Source organism: Streptomyces sp. NPDC055815, from assembly GCF_053616475.1.
Map to the genome: position 1 here is coordinate 1 of NZ_JBSHDU010000046.1, position 26,231 is coordinate 26,231.

Below are 26,231 nucleotides of genomic sequence, written 5' to 3' on the forward strand. Positions count from 1 at the left end.
GCCGGGAGCCGGGCGCGCCACCAGGTTCTGTACGGCCGTCAGGCCAGGCCCGCCACCAGGTCGGCGACGCTCTTGCGGCGGCCGGTGAAGAACGGGACCTCCTCGCGGACGTGCATCCGCGCCTCGGAGGCGCGCAGGTGGCGCATGAGGTCGACGATGCGGTGCAGCTCGTCGGCCTCGAAGGCGAGGAGCCACTCGTAGTCGCCGAGCGAGAAGGAGGCGACCGTGTTGGCGCGGACGTCCGGGAAGCCGCGGGCCATCTTGCCGTGGTCGGCGAGCATGCGGCGGCGGTCCTCGTCGGGCAGCAGGTACCAGTCGTAGGAGCGCACGAAGGGGTACACCGAGACGTAGTCGCGCGGGTTCTCGTCGGCCAGGAAGGCCGGGATGTGCGACTTGTTGAACTCGGCGGGGCGGTGCAGCGCCATGTTCGACCAGACCGGCTCCAGGGCGCGGCCCAGCTTGGTGCGGCGGAAGAGGTTGTACGCCTCCTGGAGCTCGTCGCTCGTCTCGGCGTGCCACCAGATCATGACGTCGGCGTCGGCGCGCAGACCGGACAGGTCGTACGTGCCGCGGATCGTGATGTCCTTGGCCGCGAGCTGGTCGAACAGCTCCTGGACCTCGTCGGCGTAACCGCCGCGGTCCTCGGGGAGAACGTCGCGCAGCTTGAAGACGGACCACAGGGTGTAGCGGATGACCTCGTTGAGGTCCTTCGCCTTCTTACCGGCGTTCGGGATCTTTTCGGGCGCACTCATACGCCTATTCTCGCCCGTCACAGGGAGTGCCCCGCACCGGGGTCGGCCGTTTTCGACGTGGCGATGATCTCGTCGGCCGCGCGGTGGGCGGAGGCGATGCAGGCGGGGATGCCGACGCCGTCGTACGCGGCGCCCGCGAGGCGCAGTCCGGGGAGGCCTGCGACGGCCGCGCGGACCCGGGCGACGCGGGCCAGGTGGCCCACGGGGTACTGGGGCAGGCCGCCGGTCCAGCGGGTGACCGTGGACGCGACGGGGCGGGCGGCGAGGCCGGTGGCGGCGGCGAGGTCCTTGAGGGAGGCGGCGACGAGGTCGGAGTCCTCGCGGTGGACCTGCTCCTCCTCGCCGTGGCGGCCGACGGAGGTGCGCAGCACGAACAGGTCGGGGGCGGAGTCGGCGACCCACTGCCACTTCTGGGCGGAGAACGTGGAGGCCTTGATGGTGTGGCCGTCGACGGGTGGAACGAGGAACCCCGAGCCCGGCAGGGCGGGAAGGCCTGTGCCTTCCAGGGCGGGCATGTCGGTGCGGCGGAAGGCGAGGGTGATCAGGGCCATGGAGGCGTAGTCGACGGCGGCGAGCTCGGCGGCCGCGTCGGGGGCGTGGCCGCCGAGGAGTCCGGCGGTGATGCCGGCGGGGGTGGCGAGGACGACGGCGTCGGCGTCGAGGGTCCGGTCCGGGGTCACGACCTGCCAGCCGGTGTCGCCGGTGCGGAGGAGGGCGGTCACGGGCGTTCCGGTGCGGATCTCGCCGCCGGCGGCGCGGATCGCGTCGGCGACCGCGCCGGGGAGGGTGCCGATGCCGCCCCGGATGCCGAGGAAGGCGGAGCCGCCGAGGCCGGTGGCGGCGCCCGCCGCGTCGGTGGGGGTGGCGGCGCCGGCCCGCTGGACGGCGTGCACGGCGGCGGTGAGCGTGGGGTGGACGCGGGCGGCCTCGAAGAGGGCGGGGACGGCGGCCTTCATCGAGATGCGGTGGGCGTCACCGGCGTACACGCCGCCGAGGAGGGGCTCGACGAGCCGGTCGACGACCTCGTGGCCCATGCGGGCGGCGACGTACGCGCCGATGGCGATGTCCTCGCCGATCTCGGTGGGCGGCAGTTCCAGGTCTCCGCCGACGCGGCGCACGCCCTCGGCGGAGAGGAGGCCCTGGACGGCGGCGGGGTCGCCGGGGACGCCCATGACGTGGCCCTTGGGCATGGGGACGAGCTCGCCGCGGGACCAGACGGACGCGGTGGTCGTCGCGGGGGCCTGGAGCCGGTCGCCGAGGCCGACGGCGCGGGCGAGGGCGACGGCCTCGGGGCGGCGGGCGAGCAGCGACTCGGCGCCGAGGTCGACGGGCGCGCCCGCGATCTCGCCGGCGAGGAGCTTGCCGCCGAGCCGGGCGTCCGCTTCGAGGAGGGTCACCCGGTGGCCGGCGAGGGCCAGCCGGTGGGCGGCCGCGAGTCCGGCGATCCCGCCTCCGGCGACGACGACATGAGGCCCGGCGTGGTGTCCGTGCGTCCCGGCGTGCTGTCCCGTGGTGTCCGCGTTCATGGCACCACTCTCTCAAATCGCCCGCCCGGTCCCGTTCCGAGGCCGGACCGTGACCGCATCGCTACCGCCCGGGGGCAACCCGTACGAGGGGCCCGTACGTCCAAGAGGCATCACTCACCACCATCCCTGGGGGGAACCCGTGCGGGCAGCGAGAACGAGAACGGCGGCGGCCGTTCTGCTGACGGCTTCACTGGTCCTGACCGGCTGCGGCGCCGGCGCCACCGACACGGCCGCGGACAGCAAGGGCGGCGGCATGGCGGCGGCGAAACCCGCCGACACGGCGGCCGAGGGGGCGGCCGACAGCGCCCCGGGCGCGGCGGGGAAGCCCGCGGCGAAGGTGCCCGCGCAGCAGCACGTCATCCGTACCGCCGAGCTCTCCGTCGAGGTGAAGGACGCCGCGAAGGCGCTGGCCGCGGCCCGCCGGGCGGCGACCGACGCGGGCGGGCACGTGGAGAACGAGACGACGGAGCGGGTCGACGACTCCCGGCTCACCTCGCAGATCGTGCTGCGGGTGCCGCAGGAGCGGTACGACTCCGTCCTCACCGAGCTGGCGGGCGCCGGGAAGCTGCTCGACCGCAAGGCCTCCGCCAAGGACGTCACCGACCAGGTGGTGGACGTGGAGAGCCGGATCGCCACCCAGCGGGCGAGCGTGGCGCGGGTGCGGACGCTGATGGACCGGGCGGAGAAGCTGTCCGACGTGGTGACCCTGGAGGGCGAGCTGAGCCGCCGCCAGGCGGACCTGGAGGCGCTGCTCGCCCAGCGCGACTCGCTGAGGGACCGGACGACGATGGCGACGATCACCCTGCGGCTCCTCGAACCCGAGAAGCCGTCGGCGGAGGAGAAGGAGGCGGGCCGTCCCGGCTTCGCGGACGCCCTGAGCGGCGGCTGGTACGCGCTGGTGGGCGCCGCGGCATGGATCGGCGTCGTCCTGACCGCGCTCGCGCCGTGGCTCGCGGTGGCCCTGGTCGTCTTCGTCCTGTGGCGCCGCCTGGTCCGGCCGCGCCTCGCGGCCCGCGGCCCCCGCCCGGCGGGCGCGGCCCCGGCGGCGCCGGACGCCCCGCGCAACGCCGCCGGAGCTGCCCTGGCCCCCGGGGCGGCCCCCGAGTCCCCGGCGACTCCCCGGCCCCGGGAGGCCCCCGAGAAGTAGCGTCTCCCCCATGAGCGAACGACTGGTGGTCATCGGTGGCGACGCGGCGGGCATGTCCGCCGCGTCGCAGGCGCGCAGGCTCAAGGGCCCCGGGGAGCTGGAGATCGTCGCCTTCGAGCGCGGGCACTTCTCCTCGTACTCGGCCTGCGGCATCCCGTACTGGGTCGGCGGGGACGTGGCGACGCGCGGGGAGCTGATCGCGCGCTCCCCCGAGGAGCACCGGGCCCGTGACATCGACCTGCGGACGCGGACCGAGGTGACGGAGATCGACGTCCCGGGGCAGCGGGTCCGCACACGGGACCTGGAGGCGGGTACGGAGGCGTGGACGGGCTTCGACAAGCTGGTGATCGCGACCGGGGCCCGGCCGCTGCGCCCGCCGATGCCGGGGATCGACGCGGCCGGGGTGCACGGGGTGCAGACCCTCGACGACGGCCAGGCGCTGCTCGACTCGCTGTCCGGCACGCCGGGCCGGCGGGCGGTGGTCGTCGGCGCCGGGTACATCGGCGTGGAGATGGCGGAGGCCCTGCTGAACCGGGGCTACGAGGTGACGGTCCTGACGCGGGGCGAGCAGCCGATGGCGACGCTCGATCCGGACATGGGGCGGCTCGTGCACCGGGCGATGGACGGGCTCGGGATCAGGACGGTCGCCTCGGCGCAGGTCACGAAGATCCTCACGGGCGATGGGGGTACCTCCCTGCTCGAGCGCAGCCGAGAGCTCGGGGGAGGCCGGGTGCGGGCGGTGGCGACGGACGCCGAGGAGTACCCGGCGGACGTGGTGGTGCTCGGCACGGGTGTGGTGCCGGAGACCTCGCTCGCGCGGGCGGCGGGGCTTCCCCTGGGGGTGTACGGCGGGCTGCTCACCGATCTGGCCATGCGGGTCAGGGGCCACGGGAACATCTGGGCGGGCGGTGACTGCGTGGAGGTCCTGGACCTGGTCTCGGGCCGGGAGCGGCACGTGCCCCTCGGCACGCACGCGAACAAGCACGGTCAGGTCATCGGCTCCAACGTGGGCGGCGGCTACGCGACCTTCCCGGGCGTGGTGGGCACGGCGGTGTCGAAGGTGTGCGACCTGGAGATCGCGCGGACGGGCCTGCGGGAGAAGGACGCCCGGGAGGTGGGGCTGCGGTACGTGACGGTGACGGTCGAGTCGACGAGCCGCGCGGGCTACTACCCGGGGGCGGCGCCGATGACGGTGAAGATGCTGGCCGAGCAGCGCACGGGCCGGCTGCTCGGGGTGCAGATCGTGGGCCGGGAGGGCGCGGCGAAGCGGGTGGACATCGCGGCGGTGGCGCTCACGGCGGGGATGACGGTGGAGGGGATGACGGCGCTCGACCTGGGGTACGCGCCGCCGTTCTCGCCGGTGTGGGATCCGGTGCTCGTCGCGGCGCGCAAGGCGGTGGCGGCCGTTCGGGCGGCGGAATGACCCGAGCGGCGGAACGACCGGAGGTGACGGATTGCGGCCGAGCGCTCACCATGTGTCACTGATCACATGATCAGACACACGATGCGTGCGCTCTGCGCCGCCACTCTCGTCATAGCCCCGGTCGCCCTCACGGCGACGCCCGCCCACGCGGTGGCCTCGTGCCGGGTCAACGGCATCGCCGTCAACAGCTCGAACGTCGTCGGTACGGCGGGCGCCGACTACATCACCTGCGGCCCGCTGGCCCCCGGTGACGTGGTCGACGGCCTCGGCGGCGGCGACTACATCCGCATCGGCGGCAACGTCGGCGGCGGCGCCGTCGTCAGGGGCGGCACCGGCCGCGACTACCTCCGGGTCGAAGGCTCCGTCGGACCGATGGCCCAGATCCTGGGCGGGGACGACAGCGACTACATCGTCGTCGGACCCAACGCGGGCGCCGTCAACGGCGGCACCGGCTTCGACTTCTGCCGGGTGAGCTCCGGCAACCCGCCGGTCAACTGCGAGGTCTGAGCCCCGCAGTCCCGGTACTCCCCGTCCCCCACGCGGGCGGCCGTCAGACGGCCGTCCGCGTGTGCACGTATTCGACGAGACGCGTCAGGGCGTCCGGGTCCATCGACGGCATGACGCCGTGGCCCAGGTTGAAGACGTGCCCCTCCAGGTCCTTCGCGGCGGCGAGGACCTCGTCGGCCTTGGCCTCCACGACCTCGGGCGAGGCGAAGAGCACGGCGGGGTCCAGGTTGCCCTGGAGGGCCTTGCCGGGGCCGACGCGGCGGGCGGCCTCGTCGAGCGGGACGCGCCAGTCGACACCGACGACGTCCGCGCCCGCCTCGCCCATCAGGCCGAGGAGCTCGCCCGTACCGACACCGAAGTGGATGCGGGGGACGCCGTAGCCGGCGACCGCGTCGAAGACCTTGGTCGAGGCCGGCATCACCGAGCGGCGGTAGTCGGCCGGGGCGAGCGCGCCGACCCAGGAGTCGAAGAGCTGCACGGCCGAGGCGCCCGCCTCGATCTGCACCTTGAGGAAGGCCGAGGTGATCTCGGCGAGGCGGTCGAGCAGGTCGGCCCAGAGCTGCGGGTCGCCGTACATCATCGCCTTGGTGCGCTCGTGGCTGCGCGACGGGCCGCCCTCGACGAGGTAGCTCGCGAGGGTGAAAGGCGCGCCCGCGAAACCGATGAGCGGGGTGTCGCCCAGCTCCTCGGTGAGCATCCCGATGGCCTCGGTGACGTAGTGGACGTCCTCGGGGGTGAGGTCGCGCAGCCGGTCCAGGTCGGCGCGGGTGCGGATCGGGTCGGCGACGACCGGGCCGACGCCGGGCTTGATGTCGAGGTCGAGGCCGATGGCCTTGAGGGGGACGACGATGTCGCTGAAGTAGATCGCGGCGTCGACCTTGTGGCGCCGGACCGGCTGGAGCGTGATCTCGGTGACCAGCTCGGGCCGCATGCACGACTCGAGCATGGGGATGCCCTCGCGGACCTTCAGGTACTCGGGGAGGGAGCGCCCGGCCTGTCGCATGAACCAGACGGGGGTGTGCGGCACCGGCTCGCGTCGGCACGCCTTGAGGAACGCGGAGTCGTACGTCCGCGACTGCTGCTTCGTCTGCTGGCCCTGCGGGCTGTCCTTGGCACTCACGCCCAAATCTTCGCATGTGGCGTGAAGCCGCTCGTCCGGGCCGGGTGTCCCTCCCTGCACGGAGGCCCCGTTCCGCCTACTCTTCCCCGCATGGCTGCGGCTCAGGGACATTTTTCCGATCATTCCGACGGCGATCGAGGGACGGACGAAACGGCGGAGAGCAAGGAGACGAACCCGGTTCCGCCCGCGTTCCGGCGGGCGGTGGAGGCCTTGCGGTCGGCGAGGCTGCGGCCCGAGATCGAGATCGACCCGACCAGGCCGCCGCAGCGGCTCGCCCCGTACGCGTACGCGGTGGAGGCGGCCGTCGTGGAGGGCGAGGAGGACCTGGCGGACGGGCGGCTCGTGCTGCTGCACGATCCGGACGGGCACGAGGCCTGGAAGGGCACGTTCCGCCTGGTGACCCTGATCCGGGCGGAGCTGGAGCCGGAGATGGCGGCGGACCCGCTGCTGCCCGAGGTGTGCTGGTCCTGGCTGACCGGGGCCATGGAGGCTCGGGGGCTCGCGTACGGGGAGGCGAGCGGGACCGTCACGATGGCGGGCTCGCACTATTTCGGTGGTCTCGCGGACCGCAGACCGGCGACCCAGATCGAGATCCGGGCGTCCTGGACCCCGCACGAGGGCCGGGGCGGGGTGCCGGACACGGGGGCACACCTGGCGGCCTGGTGCGATCTGCTCTGCCAGATCGCGGGGCTGCCGCCCGCGGCGGCGGATCCGGGGGCGGGCACGGTGACGGGCGCGGGGGTCGTCTCGCTGCCCCAGCGCCGGGGGCCGCAGGGGGCCTAGGACACCTCCCCGGGGGGTCCCTCGTGGGGGTGACGGGGCGGGGCCCGCTCGTAGGATGATCGATCACGCGTCCGAATTGCCCTAATTGTTACTCACCAAATCGTGATCTTTCCCTAAAGGCGGGCGGCCCAGCTGCCGAAGGAGTCAGTGACCCCTTCACAGCACGGGTTCGCCCCCGGCTTCTTCCCCGAGCCGGCTCCGTCCCGCACCCTTCCCCCCAGGAGGCCTGGTGTCCGTTCTCCTCGAGCAGCCCGCAAGCCTGGTCGCCTACCGCCCGAACAAGCCGACGGCCATGGTCGTCGTGGCCGATCCGCGCGTCCGTTCCACCGTGACCCGCCACCTGTGGGCCCTTGGAGTACGCGACGTGATCGAGGCTTCGTCCATCGCGGAGGCCCGTCCCCGCGTCGGCAACCCGCGCGACATCTGCGTGGCCGACGTCCACCTGCCCGACGGCAGCGGCCTGACCCTGCTGTCCGAGACCCGCGCGGCGGGCTGGCCCAACGGCCTCGCCCTCTCGGCCGCCGACGACATCGGCGCCGTGCGCAACGCCCTGGCGGGCGGCGTGAAGGGCTATGTCGTCACCGGAACCCGGACCAACATCGGTCACCCGACCCGCCCCGGCGCCGCCCCCATCGGCGCCGCGGCGGCCCGTCTCGGCCACCGCCGCCCCCCGGGTGCCCCGAGCCACCCGGGCGGCTACCGCGAGCTCTCCGGCCGTGAGGTCGAGGTGCTGCGGCTCGTCGCGGAGGGCCAGTCGAACAAGGCGATCGGCGTCTCCATGGGGCTCTCCGCCCTCACCGTCAAGAGCCACCTCGCCCGCATCGCCCGCAAGCTGGGCACCGGGGACCGCGCCGGCATGGTCGCGGTCGCCCTGCGGACGGGGATCATCCACTGACGGCCGGTGGACACGGGCCCGCGCCTGTCGACGGAACGTTCCGTCGACAGGCGCTTGCCGTTCACCGATACCCTTGACACGTGACCGACGCCCAAGAGACCGCAGCAGACACAGCACTGCGCACCACCGGGGGCGGCCCCCCGGACGACGATGTCCCTGCGAATGGGCTTCCGATCCCGTTGCTGGAGCCCCGCGAGGGGATTCCGCCCGTCGTCGAGACCGAGGACGCCCTCGCCGAGGTGATCGCCGCGTTCGCCGCCGGAAGCGGACCCGTGGCCGTGGACGCCGAGCGCGCCTCCGGCTACCGCTACGGCCAGCGCGCCTATCTCGTCCAGCTCCGCCGCGAGGGCGCGGGCACCGCGCTGATCGACCCCGTCGGCTGCCCCGACCTCTCGGGGCTCGGCGAGGCGCTCGCGGGCACCGAGTGGATCCTGCACGCCGCGACCCAGGACCTCCCCTGCCTGCGCGACATAGGCATGCTCCCCACCTCGCTCTTCGACACCGAGCTCGCCGGGCGCCTCGCGGGCTTCCCGCGGGTCGGCCTCGGCGCGATGGTCGAGTCCGTCCTCGGCTACGCCCTGGAGAAGGGCCACTCCGCCGTCGACTGGTCCACCCGCCCGCTGCCCGAGCCGTGGCTGCGGTACGCGGCGCTCGACGTCGAGCTGCTCGTCGACCTGCGGGACGCCCTGGAGAAGGAGCTCGACCGGCAGGGGAAGCTGGAGTGGGCCCGCCAGGAGTTCGACGCGATCGCCTCGGCACCGCCGGCCCCGCCGCGCAAGGACCCGTGGCGCCGGACCTCCGGCATGCACAAGGTGCGCCGCCGGCGTCAGATGGCGGTCGTACGGGAGCTGTGGACGGCCCGTGACAAGGTCGCCCAGCGGCGTGACGTCTCCCCCGGCAAGGTGCTGAGCGACGCCGCGATCGTGGAGGCGGCGCTCGCGGTGCCGGTGAACGTGGGCGCGCTCCTCGCGCTGCCCGGCTTCGGCAACCGGATGAACCGCCGCCAGCTGGAGCAGTGGCAGGCCGCCGTGGACCGGGCCAGGGCCCTCCCGGAGAGCGAGCTGCCCCAGCCGGGCCAGCAGGTCGCGGGCCCGCCCCCGCCGCGCGCCTGGGCGGACAAGGACCCGGCCGCGGCGGCCCGCCTCGCGGCGGCGCGCACGGCGGTCTCGGCGCTCGCGGAGGAGCTGAACCTCCCGCAGGAGAACCTGATCACCCCGGACACCGTCCGCCGCGTGTGCTGGGAGCCGCCGGCCCCGGCGACCCCGGAGACGGTCTCGGCGGCCCTGTCCGGCTACGGCGCCCGGCCGTGGCAGGTGGAGCTGGTGACCCCGCTGCTCGTGAAGGCGCTGTCGGCGAGCGCGTGACCGGACGGGGAGAGCCCCCGGTGCCCGGAGAGGCGCCGGGGGCTCCGTCGTGCGCTACGCCGGGCTGAGGTTGCCGTCGGTGTCCATGTCGAAGACGCCGTTGGTCTTGCCGTCGACCTTGAGCTGCTTCAGCCAGTGCTTCGAGAGGTGGTGCAGGTTCTTGTGCTGGTTCTCCCACACCACCGAGTGCCCCGCGCAGGCCAGCTTGACCATGAGCTTGTGGGGGCCCTGGATGGCGTCGTAGAGCTCGGGGACCGAGAAGTTGAGTTCCGGGTCGGGGCTGGGCGGTGAGGTGTTCGCCTGGACGTCGCTGTCCCCGTACACGATGAGCACCGGCACGGTTCCGCCGAGCACTCCGCCCTGACCCGCGGTGGTCTTGTTCCATCCCCACCGGACGAAGTTCCTGATCCTGTTGAACCCGGTGGGCGGCCCCCAGGCGCTGCCGATCGGGTCGCACTTCATGACCGCGTCCCAGGCCACGTCGGTGATGTTGGGTTCACGCTGGTCCACGCAGTGCGTCTCGTTGTCCAGGGCCCTGACGAACCCGGTCTTCCCCCCGATGAACATCGGGAAGCCCGGCTGGGGCAGCGGGGACGGCGGGGTGGAGGTGCCGTTGGGCGGGAAGACCGGGGCCAGCAGGAACAGGCTCTCGACCTTGTCGGGGTTGTTGATCGCGTACGGCCCCATGTGGAAGGCGGCGGCGGACCAGCCGATGAAGGAGAGCTTCGCCGTCCCGCACAGGTTCAGGACGAACTTCACGACGGTGTTCAGCTCGTCCCGGTCGCTGTACGAGTTGGTCAGCTGGAACGGGTAGCTCGGCGGGCCCGGCACGAATCCGGGCGGCCTCGGGGTCAGCAGGTGCTGCTGGGCGGGGTTGACGTTGTGGGGGTCGTCCATCTTGGGGCGCGGCGAGAGTCCCGAGCCCTGGAGGTCCATCAGGAAGACGTCGTAGCCGGCCTTCGCCAGCTCCTCGGCCCAGCTGTACGACTTGTACTGGAGGTCGAAGCCCGCGAGCACCGGGATGCTCCGGCCGTGGAGCATCAGGACGGGCTTGCGCGGCTGTCCCGGGGGCGTGCCGTTGCGCTCCCGTACGAAGAGCTTGACGGTCTCGTCCTTGTTCGCCGGGACGGTGGATTTATGGGTGACCTCGTGGTCGGTGGTGACGATCGACATGGGGATCCCTTCTGCGGGCCGGTCGCCGGGGCCTCGTGCCCCGGCCCGGCCAGGCTCCGTCCGCCGGGAAGGGGTCGCCACGGCACAGCGGCCGTCCTGGGCCCATCGGGTTGCCGGACCGTCCCAACGGAGGGGCGCACGGAGGGGGCGCGCGCCGTGGACGGAGTGTGACCTTCACCGCTTGGCCCCCAAGGACTGGGCAGCTTGGTTACCCACAAGTAGCATGGGGGAGCAAGCGCACGCTTAGGCGTGGGCCGCAGCAGCAGTGCCATCCCGCACCCTGGAGGAGAGCCATCGTGCCTCGTACCGTCAGGGACGTCGTCTTCGTCGACGGCGTCCGCACCCCGTTCGGCAAGGCGGGCCCGAAGGGCATCTACCACGAGACCCGCGCCGACGACCTCGTCGTGAAGGCCATCCGGGAGCTGCTGCGCCGCAACCCGGGCCTCGACCCCGCGAAGATCGACGAGGTCGCCATCGCCGCGACCACGCAGATCGGTGACCAGGGTCTGACCCTCGGCCGCACGGCGGGCATCCTGGCCGGGCTGCCGCAGTCGGTGCCGGGCTACTCCATCGACCGCATGTGCGCCGGTGCGCTGACCGCCGTCACCTCCGTCGCCGGTTCGATCGCCTTCGGCGCGTACGACGCCGTCATCGCCGGTGGCGTCGAGCACATGGGCCGCCACCCCATGGGCGAGGGCGTCGACCCGAACCCGCGCTTCGTCAGCGAGAAGCTGGTCGACGAGTCCGCCCTGTTCATGGGCATGACCGCCGAGAACCTGCACGACCGCTACCCGAGCATCACCAAGCAGCGCGCCGACGAGTACGCCGTGCGCTCGCAGGAGAAGGCCGCCAAGGCGTACGCCGACGGCAAGATCCAGCAGGACCTGGTGCCGATCTCGGTGCGCCGCACCGACCCGGCGGGCGGCGAGACCGGCTGGGGCCTGGTCACCGCCGACGAGCCGATGCGCCCGGGCACCACCCTGGAGTCGCTGGCCAACCTGAAGACGCCGTTCCGCGTCCACGGCAACGTCACCGCGGGCAACGCGGCCGGCCTCAACGACGGCGCCACCGCCTCGATCATCGCCTCCGAGGACTTCGCCCGGGAGAACGACCTCCCGGTCAAGATGCGCCTCGTCTCGTACGCCTTCGCCGGTGTCGAGCCCGAGGTCATGGGCTACGGCCCGATCCCGGCGACCGAGAAGGCCCTGGCCAAGGCCGGCCTGACGATCGACGACATCCAGCTCTTCGAGATCAACGAGGCCTTCGCCGTTCAGGTCCTCGCGTTCCTGGAGCACTACGGCATCGCCGACGACGACGCCCGCGTGAACCAGTACGGCGGCGCGATCGCCTACGGTCACCCGCTCGCCTCCTCCGGCGTCCGTCTGATGACGCAGCTGGCCCGCCAGTTCGAGGAGAACCCGCAGGTCCGTTACGGCCTCAACACCATGTGCGTCGGCTTCGGCATGGGCGCGACGGTCATCTGGGAGAACCCCCACTGGGAGGGCAAGTGAGCACCACCGCCGAGCTTCTGAAGGGCGCCGCCGAGCTCTTCCCGGACGAGGTCGTCACCTCGGCCCACGTCCGGCACTTCGAACTCCCGGCCAACGCCGGCAAGTTCGCGCTGATCACGCTGGACAACGGCTTCGACCACACCAAGCCGACCACCTTCGGCCCGCAGTCCCTCGCCAACCTGAACGCGGCGATCGACCAGGTCGAGGCCGAGGCCGCGAACGGTGACATCGTCGGCGTCGGCATCACCGGCAAGCCGTTCATCTTCGCCGTCGGCGCCGACCTCAAGGGCGTCGAGCTGCTCAAGAAGCACGACGAGGCGCTCGCCATCGGCAAGGGCGGCCACGACGTCTTCAAGCGCCTGTCCGCGCTCGCCGTGCCGACCTTCGCGTACTACAACGGCGCGGCCATGGGCGGCGGCGTCGAGGTCGGTCTGCACTGCTCCTACCGCACCGTGTCGAAGGCCCTCCCGGCCTTCTCGCTGCCCGAGGTCTTCCTCGGCCTGGTGCCCGGCTGGGGCGGCTGCGCCATCCTGCCGAACCTGATCGGCGCCGAGAAGGCCGTCTCGGTCATCATCGAGAACTCGCTGAACCAGAACCGCCAGCTCAAGGGCAAGCAGGTCTTCGAGCTCGGCATCGCCGACGCGATCTTCGAGGGCGCCGACTTCCTGGAGCAGTCGCTCATCTGGACCGCCGGTGTCCTCAACGGCTCCGTCGCCGTCGAGCGTCCCGAGGTCGACCGCGGCGAGGCCTGGGACCAGGCCGTCGCCAAGGGCCGCGCCATCGCCGACTCCAAGGTGCACGGCGCCGCCCCGGCCGCCTACCGCGCCCTCGACATCATCGAGGCCGCCAAGGACGGCGACCTGCAGAAGGGCTTCGACGCCGAGGACCAGGCCCTCGCGGACCTGATCATGGGCGGCGAGCTGCGCTCCGGCATCTACGCCTTCAACCTGGTGCAGAAGCGCGGCAAGCGCCCGGCCGGTGCCCCGGACAAGTCCCTGGCCCGCCCGGTCACCAAGGTCGGTGTCGTCGGCGCCGGTCTGATGGCCTCCCAGCTGGCCCTGCTCTTCCTGCGCCGCCTCGAGGTGCCGGTCGTCCTGACCGACATCGACCAGGAGCGCGTCGACAAGGGCGTGGGCTACGTCCACGGCGAGATCGAGAAGCTGCTCGGCAAGGGCCGCATCAACCAGGACAAGGCCAACCGTCTCAAGGGCCTGGTCTCCGGTGTCCTCGACAAGGCCGAGGGCTTCGCGGACGCGGACTTCATCATCGAGGCCGTGTTCGAGGAGATGTCCGTCAAGCAGAAGGTGTTCGCGGAGGTCGAGGCGGTCGCCCCGGCGCACGCGATCCTCGCCACCAACACCTCCTCGCTGTCGGTCTCCGAGATGGCCTCCAAGCTCCAGCACCCGGAGCGCGTGGTCGGCTTCCACTTCTTCAACCCGGTCGCGATCCTCCCGCTCCTGGAGATCGTCCGCGGCGAGAAGACCGACGACGCCTCCCTGGCCACCGCCTTCGGCGTCGCCAAGAAGCTGAAGAAGACCGCGGTCCTCACCAAGGACGCCCCGGCGTTCGTCGTGAACCGCATCCTGACCCGCTTCATGGGCGAGATCCAGAACGTCATCGACGAGGGCACCCCGGTCGCCGTCGCCGAGAAGGGCGTCGAGCCGCTCGGCCTGCCGATGTCGCCGCTGGTGCTCCTGGAGCTCGTCGGCCCGGCCATCGGGCTGCACGTCTCCGAGACGCTGAACCGCTCCTTCCCCGAGCGCTTCACGGTCTCCCCCAACCTGAAGGCGGTCGTCGAGGCCGGCAAGCGCGGCTTCTACGTCTACAAGCCGGAGAACGGCTTCAAGCCGGAGCTCGACCCCGAGGTCGCCGCGCTCCTGAAGCAGGGCGACGTCGTCCTGACGGAGGAGCAGGTCCGCGACCGCGTCCTCGACGCGGTGGCGCAGGAGATCGGCCTGATGCTGGAGGAGGGTGTCGTCGCCGAGGCGCAGGACATCGACCTCTGCCTGATCACGGGCGCGGGCTGGCCCTTCCACCTGGGCGGCATCACGCCGTACCTGGACCGTGAGGGCGTCTCCGAGCGCGTCAACGGCAAGCGTTTCCTGGCCCAGGGCGTGGCGAGCGTCCCGGCCTAACTCCCGGACGCGTCAAGACGACGGCCCCGGCACCTCGCACAGGTGCCGGGGCCGTTTCCCGTCTCGGGGGGGCGGCGTCACCCTATGGAGCGCCACCCTTCGAGCAGCAGGCCCTCGGCCCCGGCCTTCTGACGGGCGATGACGGGGGTGCGGCCGTCGGCCACGGTCATCGCGACCAGACGGCCGTCGAGGCCCTGCGCGAGGACGGCGGCCAGATCGCCCTGCCGCTCGCCGGTCTCCGACCAGCTGAGGCTCTCCGCCCCCTGCTCGGCCTCCTGCTCGCTGGGGTGGTCGGCGAGGGCGAGCCGGCCGTCCTCGGACCGCTGGGCGAGGACCGTGCGGTCGACGCCGTCGACGAGACAGCGGGTGACGGAGAGGCGTCCGGTGCCGACGGCCTTGCCCAGCGGCGTCGGCGCGAGCCCGCGCTCCGGCGACCAGGCCATGACCTGGCCCTCCTGGTCGAGGTAGAAGAGCGTGACGTGCCCGGAGGGGCCGGTGACGGCCGCGAGGGTGCCCATGGCCACCGAGGCGGGCAGCAGCTCCTCGCGGATCGGCTTGGCGCCGGACTCGCGCTGGACGTAGCGGACGAGTCCCTTGGCGTGCGAGCTGTACAGCTCGACGAACCCGGAGCCGTTGGTGACGGCGACCGGCGAGGGGTCGGTCTTGGAGCCGAGCAGGTCCCACCAGGGGTGCCAGCCGCCCGCGTCCTTCTGCGCCCGCACGCTGAGGCCGCCGCCCCCGTTCCGTACGAAGACGTAGACGCGGCCCAGGGCGTCCACGGCGACCGCCGGGTGGCCCGTCCAGGGGGACTTGCCGTTCGAGTGCCCGATGGACCGCCAGGCGGCCGCGGGACGACCCGTCTGGAACTGGACGGCGTGCACCAGCTCGACGTGCCCCTCGTCCCCGCCCGTCGGCCGCACGCCGACGAGGTGGACGTACCGGTCGGCGCCCTGGCCGACGGCGAGGAACGGCGTCAGACCGTCACCGCCGAGGGACACGGGGCCGCTCCAGCCGCCTCCGGGCTCCTCGGTCCAGCGCACCACCTCGCCGTCCCGGGGCAGGTAGGCGCTGAACCGGCCCTCCTCCCCTCTGGTCAGCCAGCCGCCCTGGAGCACGGGGGCGGCGGGGCCGTGGGAACGGTCGTCGGTGGCCTGGGATCGATTCGCCATGGGGGGATCCAGCACTCCGGTCGTCGGGAGCAGTTCGGGTACGAGCCGACTGTAGTCGCCCTCCCGGACGGGCTCCCGCGCGCCTACGGCCTCGGCCGATCAGTACATGGCGTCCCGGCCCTGCTTGCCGAGCCGGCTGTGACCGCGCCCGTACAGGAAGTACACGACGAAGCCGATCACCATCCAGACGGCGAAGCGGAACCAGGTCTCGCCGGGCAGGTTCAGCATGAGCCAGACCGAGGCGGCGACGGAGAGGATCGGCAGCACCGGCACCCAGGGGGTGCGGAAGGCGCGGTGCAGGTCGGGGCGGGTGCGGCGGAGGATGATGACGCCGATGGCGACCATGACGAAGGCGAAGAGGGTGCCGATGTTCACCAGGGTCGCCAGCTCGTTGATGCTGGTGAAGCCGGCGACGATGGCGATGATCACACCGAGCAGGATGGTCGGCCGGTACGGGGTCTTGAACCGGGGGTGCGTGACCGAGAAGAAGCGCGGCAGCAGACCGTCGCGGCTCATCGCGAAGAAGACGCGGGTCTGGCCGAGGAGCAGGATCAGACAGACCGTGGTGAGGCCGACGGCGGCGCCGAAGCTGATCACGCCCGCGTACCAGGGGTGTCCCGCCGCCTTGAAGGCGTCGGCGAGCGGGGCGCTGGTGGACAGCTGGGTGTACTTCTGCATGCCGGTGACGACGAGGGCCACCGCCACGTACAGCACGGTGCAGATGAGCAGCGAGCCGAGGATGCCCCGGGGCATGTCCCGCTGCGGCAGCTTGGTCTCCTCGGCCGCCGTGGCGACCACGTCGAAGCCGATGAAGGCGAAGAACACGACCGAGGCGGCGGTGAAGATGCCCATGACGCCGAAGTTCGTCGGCTCGTAGCCGAAGATCAGCTGGACCATCGGCGAGTCCCAGCCGGAGGTACCACCCGGCGGGGTGACGGCCGGCGGGATGAAGGGCTTGTAGTTGTCGCCGACGATGAAGAACAGGCCCGCGACGATCACGATCATCACGACGGTCACCTTGATCGCGACGACGACCGCGGTGATCCGGGCGGAGAGCTTCATGCCGAGGACGAGGACCACCGTCAGCACGAGGACCAGCAGGAAGGCCAGGATGTCGAAGGTGCCGCCCGCGGCGTCCGGGCCTTCGAGCGCGGCCGGCAGGTGCCAGTCGATGTTGTCCATCAGGGATCTGACGTATCCGGACCAGCCGACGGCCACCACCGCCGTGCCCAGGGCGAACTCCAGGACCAGGTCCCAGCCGATGATCCACGCCGGCAGCTCGCCGATCGAGGCGTACGCGAAGGTGTACGCCGATCCCGCCACCGGCACCGTCGAGGCGAACTCGGCGTAGCACAGGGCGGCCAGGGCGCAGACGATGCCCGCGGCGACGAACGCGAGGGCGGTGGCCGGCCCGGCGTTCTCCTTGGCGACCTTGCCGGTGAGGACGAAGATGCCGGTGCCGATGATGACACCGACGCCGAACACCGTCAGATCCCAGGCCGACAGGGATTTCCGGAGCGCGTGCTCCGGCTCCTCCGTGTCACGGATCGACTGTTCGACCGTTTTCGTCCGGAACAATCCGGTATTGGCGCGTGGCTGCTGGTCCGTACTCACGTCGCACCTCCCTGCCTTGGGGCTGCCCGCCCACTGGCCAGAATGCACGCGAAAGGGCCGGTCGGCACTCCGAAGAGTGAGCCGACCGGCCCAAAGGTGACGCCGTGTGACGTCTCGGGGCGGGGAGCCCGTCAGTCGCGGGCGGGCTCCACGGCCTGGCTGCTGCTCTCGAACCGCCCGTCGAGCCGCGACACGAGTCCGGTGACCTGGCGGGCGATGTCCGGGGCGGTCAGACCGATCTCGGCCAGGACCTCGCCGCGGGAGGCGTGGTCGAGGAAGCGCGGCGGAATGCCGAAGTCACGCAGCGGTACGTCGACGCCGGCGTCGCGCAGCGCCTGGGCGACGGCCGAGCCGACACCGCCGACGCGGCTGTTGTCCTCGACGGTGACGACCACACGGTGCTGCTCGGCGAGCGGGGCGAGGGCCTCGTCGACGGGCTTGACCCAGCGGGGGTCGACGACCGTGGTGGAGATGCCCTGGCGGTCGAGGAGGTCGGCGATCTCCAGGCACATGGGAGCGAGGGCGCCCACGGAGACCAGGAGGACGTCCGGACGGTCCGCACCGGGCTCGCGGAGCACGTCCATGCCGCCGACGCGGCGCAGGGCCGGGACGGCCGGGCCGACCGCGCCCTTGGAGAAGCGGACCACGGTGGGGGCGTCGGTGACCTCGACGGCCTCGCGGAGCTGGGCGCGGACCTGGTCGGCGTCGCGCGGGGCGGCGAGCCGCAGGCCGGGCACGACCTGGAGGATCGACATGTCCCACATGCCGTTGTGCGAGGCGCCGTCGGTGCCGGTGACACCGGCCCGGTCCAGGACGAAGGTGACGCCGCACTTGTGCAGGGCCACGTCCATCAGGACCTGGTCGAAGGCGCGGTTGAGGAAGGTCGCGTACACGGCGAAGACCGGGTGCAGACCACCGGTGGCGAGGCCGGCGGCGGAGACCGCGGCGTGCTGCTCGGCGATGCCGACGTCGAAGACCCGCTCGGGGAAGGCCTTGGCGAACTTGTCGAGACCGACGGGCTGGAGCATGGCCGCGGTGATGGCGACGATGTCCTCGCGCTCCTTGCCGAGCGCGACCATCTCCTCGCCGAAGACGCTGGTCCAGTCGGCTCCGGAGGAGGCGATGGGCAGGCCGGTGTCGGGGTGGATCTTGCCGACGGCGTGGAAGCGGTCGGCCTCGTCCTGGAGGGCGGGCTGGTAGCCGCGGCCCTTCTCGGTGAGGCAGTGGACGATCACGGGGCCGCCGAAGCGCTTGGCGCGGGTGAGGGCCGACTCCAGGGCCTCGATGTCGTGGCCGTCGATGGGGCCGACGTACTTGAGGCCGAGGTCCTCGAACATGCCCTGGGGGGCGATGAAGTCCTTGAGGCCCTTCTTGGCGCCGTGCAGGGTCTCGTACAGCGGCTTCCCGACGACCGGGGTGCGCTCCAGGATGTCCTTGCCGCGGGCGAGGAAGCGCTCGTAGCCGTCGGTGGTGCGCAGGGTGGCCAGGTGGTTGGCGAGGCCGCCGATGGTGGGCGCGTAGGAGCGCTCGTTGTCGTTGACGACGATGACGAGCGGACGGTCCTTGGCGGCGGCGATGTTGTTCAGCGCCTCCCAGGCCATGCCGCCGGTGAGCGCGCCGTCGCCGATGACGGCGACGACGTGGTCGTCCTTCTTCAGGACCTCGTTCGCCTTGGCCAGGCCGTCGGCCCAGCCGAGGACGGTGGAGGCGTGCGAGTTCTCGATGACGTCGTGCTCGGACTCGGCCTGCGAGGGGTAGCCGGAGAGGCCGCCCTTCATCTTGAGCTTCGAGAAGTCCTGGCGCCCGGTGAGGAGCTTGTGGACGTAGCTCTGGTGGCCGGTGTCCCAGAGGACCTTGTCCTTCGGGGAGTCGAACACCCGGTGCAGGGCGATGGTCAGCTCGACCACACCGAGGTTGGGGCCGAGGTGCCCGCCGGTCTTGGAGACGGCGTCCACGAGGAACGTCCTGATCTCGTCGGCCAGCTGGTCCAGCTGTTCCGGGGAGAGCCGGTCCAGATCTCGCGGTCCCCTGATACGGGTCAGCAGAGCCACCCGTTCCTCCTTGCTTTGAGCTGGTCGAGCTTGCCGATTTGTCGAGTCTAATGTTCCGTCTTGGATCGTGGGCATCGGGCCGGGGGGTGAGGCGTCACCCGCACGGCCGACAAGCCGCTGATCTGTACGGCTCTGTACGCGCGCGTGTACTGCTCCGGACGCAGCAGTGCCCGGCACCGGTTTCCCGGTGCCGGGCTGCTGTGACGGGTGTTACGCGCGGCCCGCCGTCTTCTGCGTGCGGCGGGAGACCGAGTCGATGATCACGGCGATGAGCAGAACGGCTCCGGTGATCATGTACTGGATCGCGTTCGAGGACAGGTTCATCTGGTTGAGGCCCTGGACGATCGACTGGATGACCAGGATGCCGAGGAGCGCCGACCAGACCTTGCCGCGTCCGCCGAACAGGGACGTTCCGCCGATGACCGCGGCGGCGATGCACATCATCAGCTGGTTGCCGCCGCCGAGGGAGCGGTCGGCGCCGCCCGTCGCGGAGGCGAGGAAGAGACCGCCGACGGCGCCCAGCGTGCCGGAGATCATGAAGACCGAGATCCGGATCCAGTCCACGCTGATGCCGGCGCGGCGGGCGGCCTCGATGCCGCCGCCGACCGCGAAGACCTGGCGGCCGTAGGTGGTGCGGCGCAGGACGAAGTCGGTGGCGAGCAGGATCACCAGGAAGATGACCAGGGAGAGCGGCAGGCCCTTCTCCTGGTTGAAGCCGTACGCGGCGACGAGGACCAGGACCGCGAGGACGGCGGTGCGCAGGATGATCTCGCTCTGCGGGCGGTGCGGCAGCTCGGCGGCCTTGCGGCGGCGGGAGTCGCGCAGCTGGGCGAGGTAGAAGCCGGCGATGACGGCCACGGCGAGGCCGTACGCGGCGGCGACGTCGGAGAAGTAGTACTTGGTGAGGTCCTCGACGAAGCTGCCGATCGGGGTGGGGATGGTCGACCGGTCGCCCATCACCCAGGTCTGCAGACCGGCCCAGCCGAGGAAGCCGGCGAGGGTGACGACGAAGGCGGGCACGCCGATCTTGGCGAAGACCATGCCGTGGAAGGCGCCGATCAGGGTGCCGGACAGGATGCCGAGGAGGATGGCGAGCCCGTCGGGCATGTCGGTGCCGAGGACGCCCCAGACCGAGCCGGCGAGGCCCGCCACGGAGCCGACGGCGAGGTCGATCTCGCCGAGCAGCAGGACGAAGACGATGCCGACGGCCATGATGCCGGGGCCGACCGCGTACAGCGTGATCTGGTCGAGGTTGTACGAGGTGATGAAGTTGCCGGTGAGGGCCTGGAAGACGATGCCGATGACGATCAGGCCGACCACGACGGGCAGCGAGCCGATCTCGCCCGAGCGGATCTTGCGCTTGAACTCGTCGACGTACCCCTTGAAGCCCTGCTCGCGGACGAGGAGGCGGGGGTCGACGGCGGGTACGGCGGCGGCGGCCGGGGCGGCCTCCTCGCCGGTGCGGGGCTCGGGCACGGTGTCCTCGGAGGTGCTGGGGGTGGTGCTCACTTCGCTACCTCCGCGTTGCGGGCCTGGCGGCGGGTCACGGCGTTGTCCGTGGCACCGGTGATGGCGGCGATGATCTCTTCGTGCGTGGTGGTGGCCACCGGGAAGGTGCCGTTGTTGCGGCCCAGGCGGAGCACGGCCACGGTGTCGGCGACGGCCTTCACGTCGGCCATGTTGTGGCTGATGAGGATGACGCCGAGGCCCTGCTCGCGCAGCCGCTCGACGAGGTCGAGGACCTGTGCGGTCTGCTCGACGCCGAGCGCGGCGGTGGGCTCGTCGAGGATCACGATCTTGGGGTTGCCGACCAGGGCGCGGGCGATGGCCACGACCTGCCGCTGGCCGCCGGAGAGGGCGGCGACGGGGATGCGGACGCTGGGGATGCGGATCGAGAGCGTGGAGAGCAGGTCCTTGGCCCGCTTCTCCATGGCGACCTCGTCGAGGACGCCGCCCTTCTTGATCTCGCGGCCGAGGAACAGGTTGGCGACGACGTCGAGGTTGTCGCAGAGCGCGAGGTCCTGGTAGACGGTCGCGACACCGAGGTTCTGGGAGTCGTGCGGCCGCTGGATCTCGACGCGCTCGCCCTCCCACTCGATGACGCCCTCGTCGATGGGGTGCACGCCGGCGATCGTCTTGACCAGCGTGGACTTTCCCGCTCCGTTGTCGCCGACGAGCGCGACGACCTCTCCTGCGTGGACTTCGAGATCGACACCGGAGAGGACCTGAACCGCTCCGAATCGCTTGAAGATCCCGCGCAACGCCAGCACGGGCGTCTGGGACACGTGAACCAACTCCTTCGCCGCCCGAGGGGGCGACGGCATGTCGCGCCGTCGTGCGGCGCCGAAGACTTCGAGGGGGGCTGGGCTCGTCCGGCCCCCGGAACGACAGCGGGGTCTGGGTCGGCCGGGGGCCGGACGGGCTGGGGGACGGATCCGCGCGTCAGGCACCGGCCTTGTTACCGAGGGTCTTCACCCTCTGTACGCGGGGCCGTGCGGCGCTCTCCCGGAGGGGCGCCGGACGTGCGGGATCCGTGCCGCCGGGCCCTTCGGGGCCCGACGGGGTGGAGCCGGGGTTACTTGATGCCCAGCTCGGTGCACTTGGCGGCGAGGTCCGCGGTGCAGAGGTCGGCGGCCTTGTAGATGCCGTCCTTGACGACCGTGGACTGGATGTTGGTCTTGTCGACCACGACCGGGGCGAAGAGCGTGGAGGGCACGCCGTCGGTCGCGCCCTGGGCGCCGAGGTCCTTGCCCTTGAGCAGGTTCACCGCGAACTTGGCGGCCTCGGGGGCCAGCTGGAGCGGCGACTTGTAGATGGTGAAGGTCTGGGTGCCGGCGATGATGCGCTGGACGCCCGCGACCTCGGCGTCCTGGCCACCCACCGGGATGTCCTTGACGCCGGCGTTCTCGAGGGAGGTGATGATGCCGCCGGCCATGCCGTCGTTCGCGGAGTAGACGGCGCCGATCTTGTCCTTGCCGACCGAGGAGATCGCGGCGGACATCTTCTCGCCCGCGACCTTCGGGTCCCACTCGCCGGAGGCCTCGTAGGCGATCTTGCCGACCTTGCCGTCGAGGGCGCTGTGGGCGCCCTTCTTGAACAGCGCGGCGTTCGGGTCCTTCTCGTCGCCGTTGATCATCACGACGTTGGCGGTGGCGGCCTTCGCGCCGAGCGCGGTCAGCAGGGCCTGGCCCTGGAGCTCGCCGACCTTGTTGTTGTCGTGGCTGACGTAGGCGTCGGCACCGGGGACGGCACGGTCGTACGCGACGACCTTCACGCCCTTCGCCTTGGCGTCCTTGACCCAGCTCTCGGCCTTGGCGGCGTCGACCGGGTCGAGCGCGATGACCTTGACGCCGTCGGCGATCAGCTGGTCGAACTGCTGCTTCTGCTTCACGACGTCGGAGACCGCGTTGTTGTACACGATCTCGCAGTCGGAACAGGCGGCCTTGACGGCCTTCTCGAACTGGGGCTTGTCCAGGGCCTCGTAGCGCGAGGTCTTGTTCTCCGGCAGGAGCAGGCCGATCTTGGTCGAGCTGCCCTTGTCGCCGCTGTCGCCGCCGCCGGCCTTGCCGCAGGCGGCGAGCGAGAGGGCCATCGAGACCGCGGCCGTGGCTATGACGGCGCGACGCGTCACTGCGTTCATGTGGGGTTGCCTCCCTGACGAGGCCGCGACGTTGCGGCCGAGGTGGCACGAAGTCAACTCGGCCGAAACGTTGACGTCAAGAAGTAAATTATTAACGAGATGACAACGACGGTGTTCGTTATCTAAGTGAAGGCAAGCCGGGAGGCCGGAGCGGCCGTCGGCAGCGCACTCTCCAACAGGGTCGAATCGCCCATTTCGCTCAGCACGAGGGCGAGGGCGCCCAGCACCTCGGCGCGCCCGCCGAGGGCCCCCTGGGCCAGCGAGAGCTGCCGGGCGGCGCTGGGGATCGCGTACCGCGAGACGGAGTCCCTGATGGGCGCCAGGACCAGCTCCCCGGCCTCGGCGAGGTCGCCGCCGAGCACCACCCGACTGGGGTTCAGGAGGTTGCAGAGGTTGGCGATGCCGCTGCCGATGTGCCGTCCGACGTCGGCGATCACCCGGCGGCAGCCGGGGTCGCCCTCCCGGGCCAGCTGGACGACCCGCTCCATGGTCAGATCGGGGCCGTGGCTGGGCTGGAGCAGCGGCAGCACGTACCGCGCGGCGGTGAAGGTCTCCAGGCAGCCGCGGTTGCCGCAGCGGCAGACCGGCCCCGACTCGTCCAGGGTGATGTGCCCGATCTCCCCGGCGGTGCCGCCGGGCCCCCGGTAGACCCGGCCGTCGATGACGAGTCCGGCGCCGACGCCGCTGGCCACCTTGATGTACGCCAGGTCCTTGACGCCCCGGCCGCTGCCCCAGACGAGCTCGCCGAGCGCGCCCAGGTTGGCGTCGTTGTCGACGTGCACGGGGACGCCGAGCCGGCCCGAGAGCTCCTCGGCCGGGTTGATGCCGCTCCAGCCCGGCAGGATCGAGGTCGAGCCGAGCGTCCCGGAGGAGACGTCGATCGGTCCCGGCACGCCGAGGCCGACGCCGATCACCTTGTCGTAGCCGATGCCGGTGGCCCGGATCAGCCGCTTGACCAGCCGCTCCGCCCGGTCGAAGCCCTCCGCCGCGGAGGCGTCCACGTCGAGCGGCTCGGCCTCCTCGGCGAGGACCTGGTGGGCCAGGTTGCCGACGGCGACCCGGAGGTGGGTGTGGCCGAAGTCCACGCCGATCACGATGCCGGCGTCGCCGGAGAGCGAGACGCTGCGGGCGCGGCGGCCGCCCGCGGAGGTGGGCGTCACCTCGACGGTGCCGCCCTCCTTCAACTCCCGCACGATGTTGGAGACCGTGGCGGCGGAGAGGCCCGTCGCCCGGGCGATCTCCGCCTGGGTGAGCGAGCCGGCCATGCGCACCGCCCGGACGACCCGTTCGAGATTGGCCCTGTGCAGAGACGTCTGCGACCCCGGAGTCTCCATCGACTCACTCACTCCCACCGTTTTCTCCAACATGTGAACCCTAAGGGGACTCTTTCGGCTTGGTCCCCGTCAAGACCTTGAGTGTCGGAGGGCGAGCGTCACACGACGCGCCGGGGCCCCCGGCGCGGGTGCGCCGGGGGCCCTGCGGAGTGCTGCGGCGGGGTTACTTCACGGCGCCGGCGGTCAGACCGGCCACCACCTGCCGCTGGAAGATGATGTACGCGGCGAGGACCGGGAGCATCGCCATCACGAGGCCGGCGAAGAGGCCGGACCAGTCGCCCTTGTAGCCCTGGCTGACGGCCAGCTGGACGAGGCCCTGCGACAGCACCTTGTTCTCCGGCTCGGTGTTGAGCACGGTCGGCAGCAGGTACTGGTTCCACTGGCCGAGGAAGTTGAAGATGCCGACGCTGATCAGGCCGGGCTTGGCCATCGGCAGCATGACCTGGAAGAAGGTCCGGGTGTGCGAGGCGCCGTCGACGAAGGCCGCCTCCGCCACCGAGGTCGGCAGGGTGCGGAAGAAGGCCGTGAGGAAGAAGACGGTGAACGGCAGCGAGTACGCGATGTAGACCAGGATCAGGCCGTGCAGCGTGTTCAGCAGGGCCATGTTCTGCATGACGTAGAAGAGCGGCACGAGCGCCAGGATGATCGGGAAGCTCATCCCTCCGATGAAGAGGAAGTAGATGAAGCGGTTGCCCGGGAAGTCGAAGCGGGCCAGCACGTAGGCCGCCATCGAGCCGAAGAGGAGCGTGCCGAGCAGCGAGCCGCCGACCACCAGGAGGGTGTTCAGGAAGTAGTCGCTCATGTGCGCCTCGGTCCAGGCGCGCGACCAGTTCTCGAAGTGCAGCCTGTCGGGCAGCGCCCACGGCGAGGTGAAGATCGCCTTGTCGCTCTTGAAGGAGGTCATGACCGCCCAGAGCAGCGGCATGACGACCATGATCGCCCAGATGATCAGGACGCCGTGCGAGAAGACGTTGAGGGTCGCGCCCTCGGCCTTGGCGGTCCTGCGCGGGGCGGGCGCCGCCGTCTTGGTGACCGCGGGTCCCGGTCCGGCCGGGGAGCCGGGGGTCTCGACGCCCGTGGAGGCAGTGTCGGTCGTCTTCATCAGAACTCCAGCCGCTCGCGCCGGCCCACCTTCATCACGACGGCCGCGAAGGCGAGCGTGACGAGGAGGAGCGCGACACCGATGGTCGTTGCGTAGGCGGCCTGACCGTCCCGGAACGCCTTCTGGTACACGTACAGCGGAAGGACGACGGTGGAGAAGTCCGGCCCGCCGCCGTTGGGGCCGACGGTCATGATCTGCACGACGGCGAAGGACTCCGCGCCGAGCGCGAGGATGCCCATGTAGATCCAGCCCGACTGCACGGTGTCCCAGAGCAGCGGCAGGGTGATCTTGAAGAAGGTCGTGAAGCGGTTGGCGCCGTCGAGCAGGGCGGCCTCGTAGAAGTCCCTCGGAATGGACGCCATGCCGGCCGAGAAGAGGACGACGAAGAATCCGACCGTGGACCAGACGAGGACCACCATCACGCAGATGAGGGCGAGGTCCGGATCACCGAGCCAGTCCGGCTGAATGCTGCCGAGACCGACGCCCTTCAATACGGAATTGATGGCTCCGCTGTTCGGGTTGTACGCGAACTGGAAGAGCAGCGCGACGATCGCGATCGACAGCACCTGCGGGAAGAAATAGACGATCTTGTAGAACGAGGAACCGCGCACACCCGAGATCGCCGCGCCCTTGCGGCGCCGACCGCCGACATTGAGCATGAAGGCGAAGAAAAGCGCGAGCCCCACGGTCACGAGCGGCAGCACCACCGCGAAGGTCAGACTGTGCTGGACCGATTTCCAGAAGACCTCGTCGTCCAGCATTCTGCTGTAGTTGTCGAATCCGACCATGCCGAATTCGGGACTCAGTCCGGTCCAGTCCGTGAACGAGTAGTAGATGGCCTGGATGAACGGCCAGATCACGAACAGCGCGTAGAGCGCGAGGGGGACCGCCAGGAACCCCACGATGAAACGGTACTTGCCGTGTTGCATTCCTAACCGACCCCGATCTTTCCCGCGCCGGGCGCGCCGCTGGTGCCGCGCGCGAA

Annotated in this window: 21 protein-coding genes; 8 read left to right on the forward strand and 13 right to left on the reverse strand. The window is 71.3% G+C overall.

Going from position 1 to position 26,231, the window contains the following annotated elements; genetic code table 11:
* Window positions 1–38: 38 nt before the first annotated feature.
* Both hemQ and hemG read right to left on the reverse strand, forming a co-directional pair.
* Window positions 39–752: a hydrogen peroxide-dependent heme synthase gene (gene hemQ / locus ACWGN5_RS26380; RefSeq protein WP_041131776.1), complete on the reverse strand. Its 714-nt coding sequence runs from the start codon at window positions 750–752 to the stop codon at window positions 39–41.
* A 17-nt stretch (window positions 753–769) separates the two neighbouring features.
* The gene (gene hemG / locus ACWGN5_RS26385) at window positions 770–2,278 is read right to left on the reverse strand and encodes a protoporphyrinogen oxidase (protein WP_453519457.1); all 1,509 of its coding nucleotides are present in this window, start codon (window positions 2,276–2,278) and stop codon (window positions 770–772) included.
* Between the two features lie 139 nt (window positions 2,279–2,417).
* On the opposite strand from hemG, the gene ACWGN5_RS26390 reads away from it, so the two are divergent.
* The 3 genes from ACWGN5_RS26390 (at window position 2,418) to ACWGN5_RS26400 (ending at window position 5,355) form a co-directional block, all read left to right on the forward strand.
* On the forward strand, window positions 2,418–3,425 hold the full coding sequence (locus tag ACWGN5_RS26390; RefSeq protein ID WP_453519460.1) for a DUF4349 domain-containing protein: 1,008 nt from the start codon (window positions 2,418–2,420) through the stop codon (window positions 3,423–3,425).
* A 10-nt stretch (window positions 3,426–3,435) separates the two neighbouring features.
* On the forward strand, window positions 3,436–4,848 hold the full coding sequence (locus ACWGN5_RS26395; RefSeq protein ID WP_453519462.1) for an FAD-dependent oxidoreductase: 1,413 nt from the start codon (window positions 3,436–3,438) through the stop codon (window positions 4,846–4,848).
* Between the two features lie 66 nt (window positions 4,849–4,914).
* Window positions 4,915–5,355 carry a hypothetical protein gene (locus ACWGN5_RS26400; protein WP_453519464.1) on the forward strand — a complete coding sequence of 147 codons (441 nt, stop codon included), beginning with the start codon at window positions 4,915–4,917 and terminating at the stop codon, window positions 5,353–5,355.
* Window positions 5,356–5,398: 43 nt separating this feature from the next.
* Here ACWGN5_RS26400 and hemE read toward each other — a convergent pair whose 3' ends face one another.
* Window positions 5,399–6,475, reverse strand: coding sequence for a uroporphyrinogen decarboxylase (hemE, locus tag ACWGN5_RS26405; RefSeq protein ID WP_453519467.1), 1,077 nt, complete (start codon window positions 6,473–6,475; stop codon window positions 5,399–5,401).
* Window positions 6,476–6,565: 90 nt separating this feature from the next.
* Between hemE and ACWGN5_RS26410 the strand changes: the two genes are divergently transcribed.
* The 3 genes from ACWGN5_RS26410 to ACWGN5_RS26420 all read left to right on the forward strand — a co-directional run bounded on the left by ACWGN5_RS26410 (window position 6,566) and on the right by ACWGN5_RS26420 (window position 9,517).
* The gene (locus ACWGN5_RS26410; protein ID WP_453519469.1) at window positions 6,566–7,258 is read left to right on the forward strand and encodes a DUF3000 domain-containing protein; all 693 of its coding nucleotides are present in this window, start codon (window positions 6,566–6,568) and stop codon (window positions 7,256–7,258) included.
* A 229-nt stretch (window positions 7,259–7,487) separates the two neighbouring features.
* Complete coding sequence (locus ACWGN5_RS26415; RefSeq protein WP_015037008.1) at window positions 7,488–8,153, forward strand: response regulator transcription factor; 666 nt, start codon at window positions 7,488–7,490, stop codon at window positions 8,151–8,153.
* 80 nt (window positions 8,154–8,233) lie between these two features.
* The gene (locus ACWGN5_RS26420) at window positions 8,234–9,517 is read left to right on the forward strand and encodes a ribonuclease D (RefSeq protein ID WP_453519472.1); all 1,284 of its coding nucleotides are present in this window, start codon (window positions 8,234–8,236) and stop codon (window positions 9,515–9,517) included.
* 54 nt (window positions 9,518–9,571) lie between these two features.
* Here the strand turns inward: ACWGN5_RS26420 and ACWGN5_RS26425 are convergent, their stop codons facing one another.
* Window positions 9,572–10,690, reverse strand: coding sequence for an alpha/beta fold hydrolase (locus ACWGN5_RS26425; protein WP_453519474.1), 1,119 nt, complete (start codon window positions 10,688–10,690; stop codon window positions 9,572–9,574).
* 296 nt (window positions 10,691–10,986) lie between these two features.
* On the opposite strand from ACWGN5_RS26425, the gene ACWGN5_RS26430 reads away from it, so the two are divergent.
* Both ACWGN5_RS26430 and ACWGN5_RS26435 read left to right on the forward strand, forming a co-directional pair.
* Window positions 10,987–12,201, forward strand: coding sequence for a thiolase family protein (locus tag ACWGN5_RS26430; RefSeq protein ID WP_453519477.1), 1,215 nt, complete (start codon window positions 10,987–10,989; stop codon window positions 12,199–12,201).
* A complete protein-coding gene (locus ACWGN5_RS26435) occupies window positions 12,198–14,336 on the forward strand; it encodes a 3-hydroxyacyl-CoA dehydrogenase NAD-binding domain-containing protein (RefSeq protein WP_453519479.1) in 2,139 nt (712 codons plus the stop codon). Before ACWGN5_RS26430 ends, ACWGN5_RS26435 begins: the two co-directional genes overlap by 4 nt.
* A gap of 77 nt (window positions 14,337–14,413) precedes the next feature.
* On the opposite strand, the gene ACWGN5_RS26440 is transcribed toward ACWGN5_RS26435, so the two are convergent.
* The 9 genes from ACWGN5_RS26440 to ACWGN5_RS26480 all read right to left on the reverse strand — a co-directional run bounded on the left by ACWGN5_RS26440 (window position 14,414) and on the right by ACWGN5_RS26480 (window position 26,175).
* Complete coding sequence (locus tag ACWGN5_RS26440; protein ID WP_453519480.1) at window positions 14,414–15,505, reverse strand: hypothetical protein; 1,092 nt, start codon at window positions 15,503–15,505, stop codon at window positions 14,414–14,416.
* Window positions 15,506–15,604: 99 nt separating this feature from the next.
* A complete protein-coding gene (locus ACWGN5_RS26445; RefSeq protein ID WP_453519482.1) occupies window positions 15,605–17,119 on the reverse strand; it encodes an amino acid permease in 1,515 nt (504 codons plus the stop codon).
* 131 nt (window positions 17,120–17,250) lie between these two features.
* Complete coding sequence (gene dxs, locus ACWGN5_RS26450; protein ID WP_453519483.1) at window positions 17,251–19,170, reverse strand: 1-deoxy-D-xylulose-5-phosphate synthase; 1,920 nt, start codon at window positions 19,168–19,170, stop codon at window positions 17,251–17,253.
* A 210-nt stretch (window positions 19,171–19,380) separates the two neighbouring features.
* On the reverse strand, window positions 19,381–20,679 hold the full coding sequence (locus tag ACWGN5_RS26455; RefSeq protein ID WP_453519484.1) for a sugar ABC transporter permease: 1,299 nt from the start codon (window positions 20,677–20,679) through the stop codon (window positions 19,381–19,383).
* Window positions 20,676–21,464, reverse strand: a complete 789-nt coding sequence (locus ACWGN5_RS26460; RefSeq protein ID WP_167352215.1) for an ATP-binding cassette domain-containing protein — start codon at window positions 21,462–21,464, stop codon at window positions 20,676–20,678. The genes ACWGN5_RS26455 and ACWGN5_RS26460 overlap by 4 nt, the downstream gene beginning before the upstream one ends.
* A 281-nt stretch (window positions 21,465–21,745) precedes the next feature.
* Window positions 21,746–22,810 (reverse strand): sugar ABC transporter substrate-binding protein, encoded by a 1,065-nt coding sequence (locus ACWGN5_RS26465; protein ID WP_453519486.1) that lies wholly within the window; start codon window positions 22,808–22,810, stop codon window positions 21,746–21,748.
* 122 nt (window positions 22,811–22,932) lie between these two features.
* On the reverse strand, window positions 22,933–24,144 hold the full coding sequence (locus ACWGN5_RS26470; protein ID WP_453519488.1) for an ROK family transcriptional regulator: 1,212 nt from the start codon (window positions 24,142–24,144) through the stop codon (window positions 22,933–22,935).
* Between the two features lie 163 nt (window positions 24,145–24,307).
* Entirely contained in the window at window positions 24,308–25,246 is a 939-nt protein-coding gene (locus tag ACWGN5_RS26475; protein ID WP_453519490.1) for a carbohydrate ABC transporter permease, read from the reverse strand.
* The gene (locus ACWGN5_RS26480; protein ID WP_453519492.1) at window positions 25,246–26,175 is read right to left on the reverse strand and encodes a carbohydrate ABC transporter permease; all 930 of its coding nucleotides are present in this window, start codon (window positions 26,173–26,175) and stop codon (window positions 25,246–25,248) included. The genes ACWGN5_RS26475 and ACWGN5_RS26480 overlap by 1 nt, the downstream gene beginning before the upstream one ends.
* Window positions 26,176–26,231: the final 56 nt, after the last annotated feature.

What these genes read in the sequence shown, in the direction of transcription:
- hemQ (WP_041131776.1), bottom strand. Translation starts at nt 752, where the DNA reads ATGAGTGCGCCCGAAAAGATCCCGAACGCCGGTAAGAAGGCGAAGGAC.
- hemG (WP_453519457.1), bottom strand. Translation starts at nt 2,278, where the DNA reads ATGAACGCGGACACCACGGGACAGCACGCCGGGACGCACGGACACCAC.
- ACWGN5_RS26395 (WP_453519462.1), top strand. Translation starts at nt 3,436, where the DNA reads ATGAGCGAACGACTGGTGGTCATCGGTGGCGACGCGGCGGGCATGTCC.
- ACWGN5_RS26400 (WP_453519464.1), top strand. Translation starts at nt 4,915, where the DNA reads ATGATCAGACACACGATGCGTGCGCTCTGCGCCGCCACTCTCGTCATA.
- ACWGN5_RS26410 (WP_453519469.1), top strand. Translation starts at nt 6,566, where the DNA reads ATGGCTGCGGCTCAGGGACATTTTTCCGATCATTCCGACGGCGATCGA.
- ACWGN5_RS26425 (WP_453519474.1), bottom strand. Translation starts at nt 10,690, where the DNA reads ATGTCGATCGTCACCACCGACCACGAGGTCACCCATAAATCCACCGTC.
- ACWGN5_RS26440 (WP_453519480.1), bottom strand. Translation starts at nt 15,505, where the DNA reads ATGGCGAATCGATCCCAGGCCACCGACGACCGTTCCCACGGCCCCGCC.
- ACWGN5_RS26465 (WP_453519486.1), bottom strand. Translation starts at nt 22,810, where the DNA reads ATGAACGCAGTGACGCGTCGCGCCGTCATAGCCACGGCCGCGGTCTCG.
- ACWGN5_RS26470 (WP_453519488.1), bottom strand. Translation starts at nt 24,144, where the DNA reads ATGGAGACTCCGGGGTCGCAGACGTCTCTGCACAGGGCCAATCTCGAA.
- ACWGN5_RS26475 (WP_453519490.1), bottom strand. Translation starts at nt 25,246, where the DNA reads ATGAAGACGACCGACACTGCCTCCACGGGCGTCGAGACCCCCGGCTCC.
- ACWGN5_RS26480 (WP_453519492.1), bottom strand. Translation starts at nt 26,175, where the DNA reads ATGCAACACGGCAAGTACCGTTTCATCGTGGGGTTCCTGGCGGTCCCC.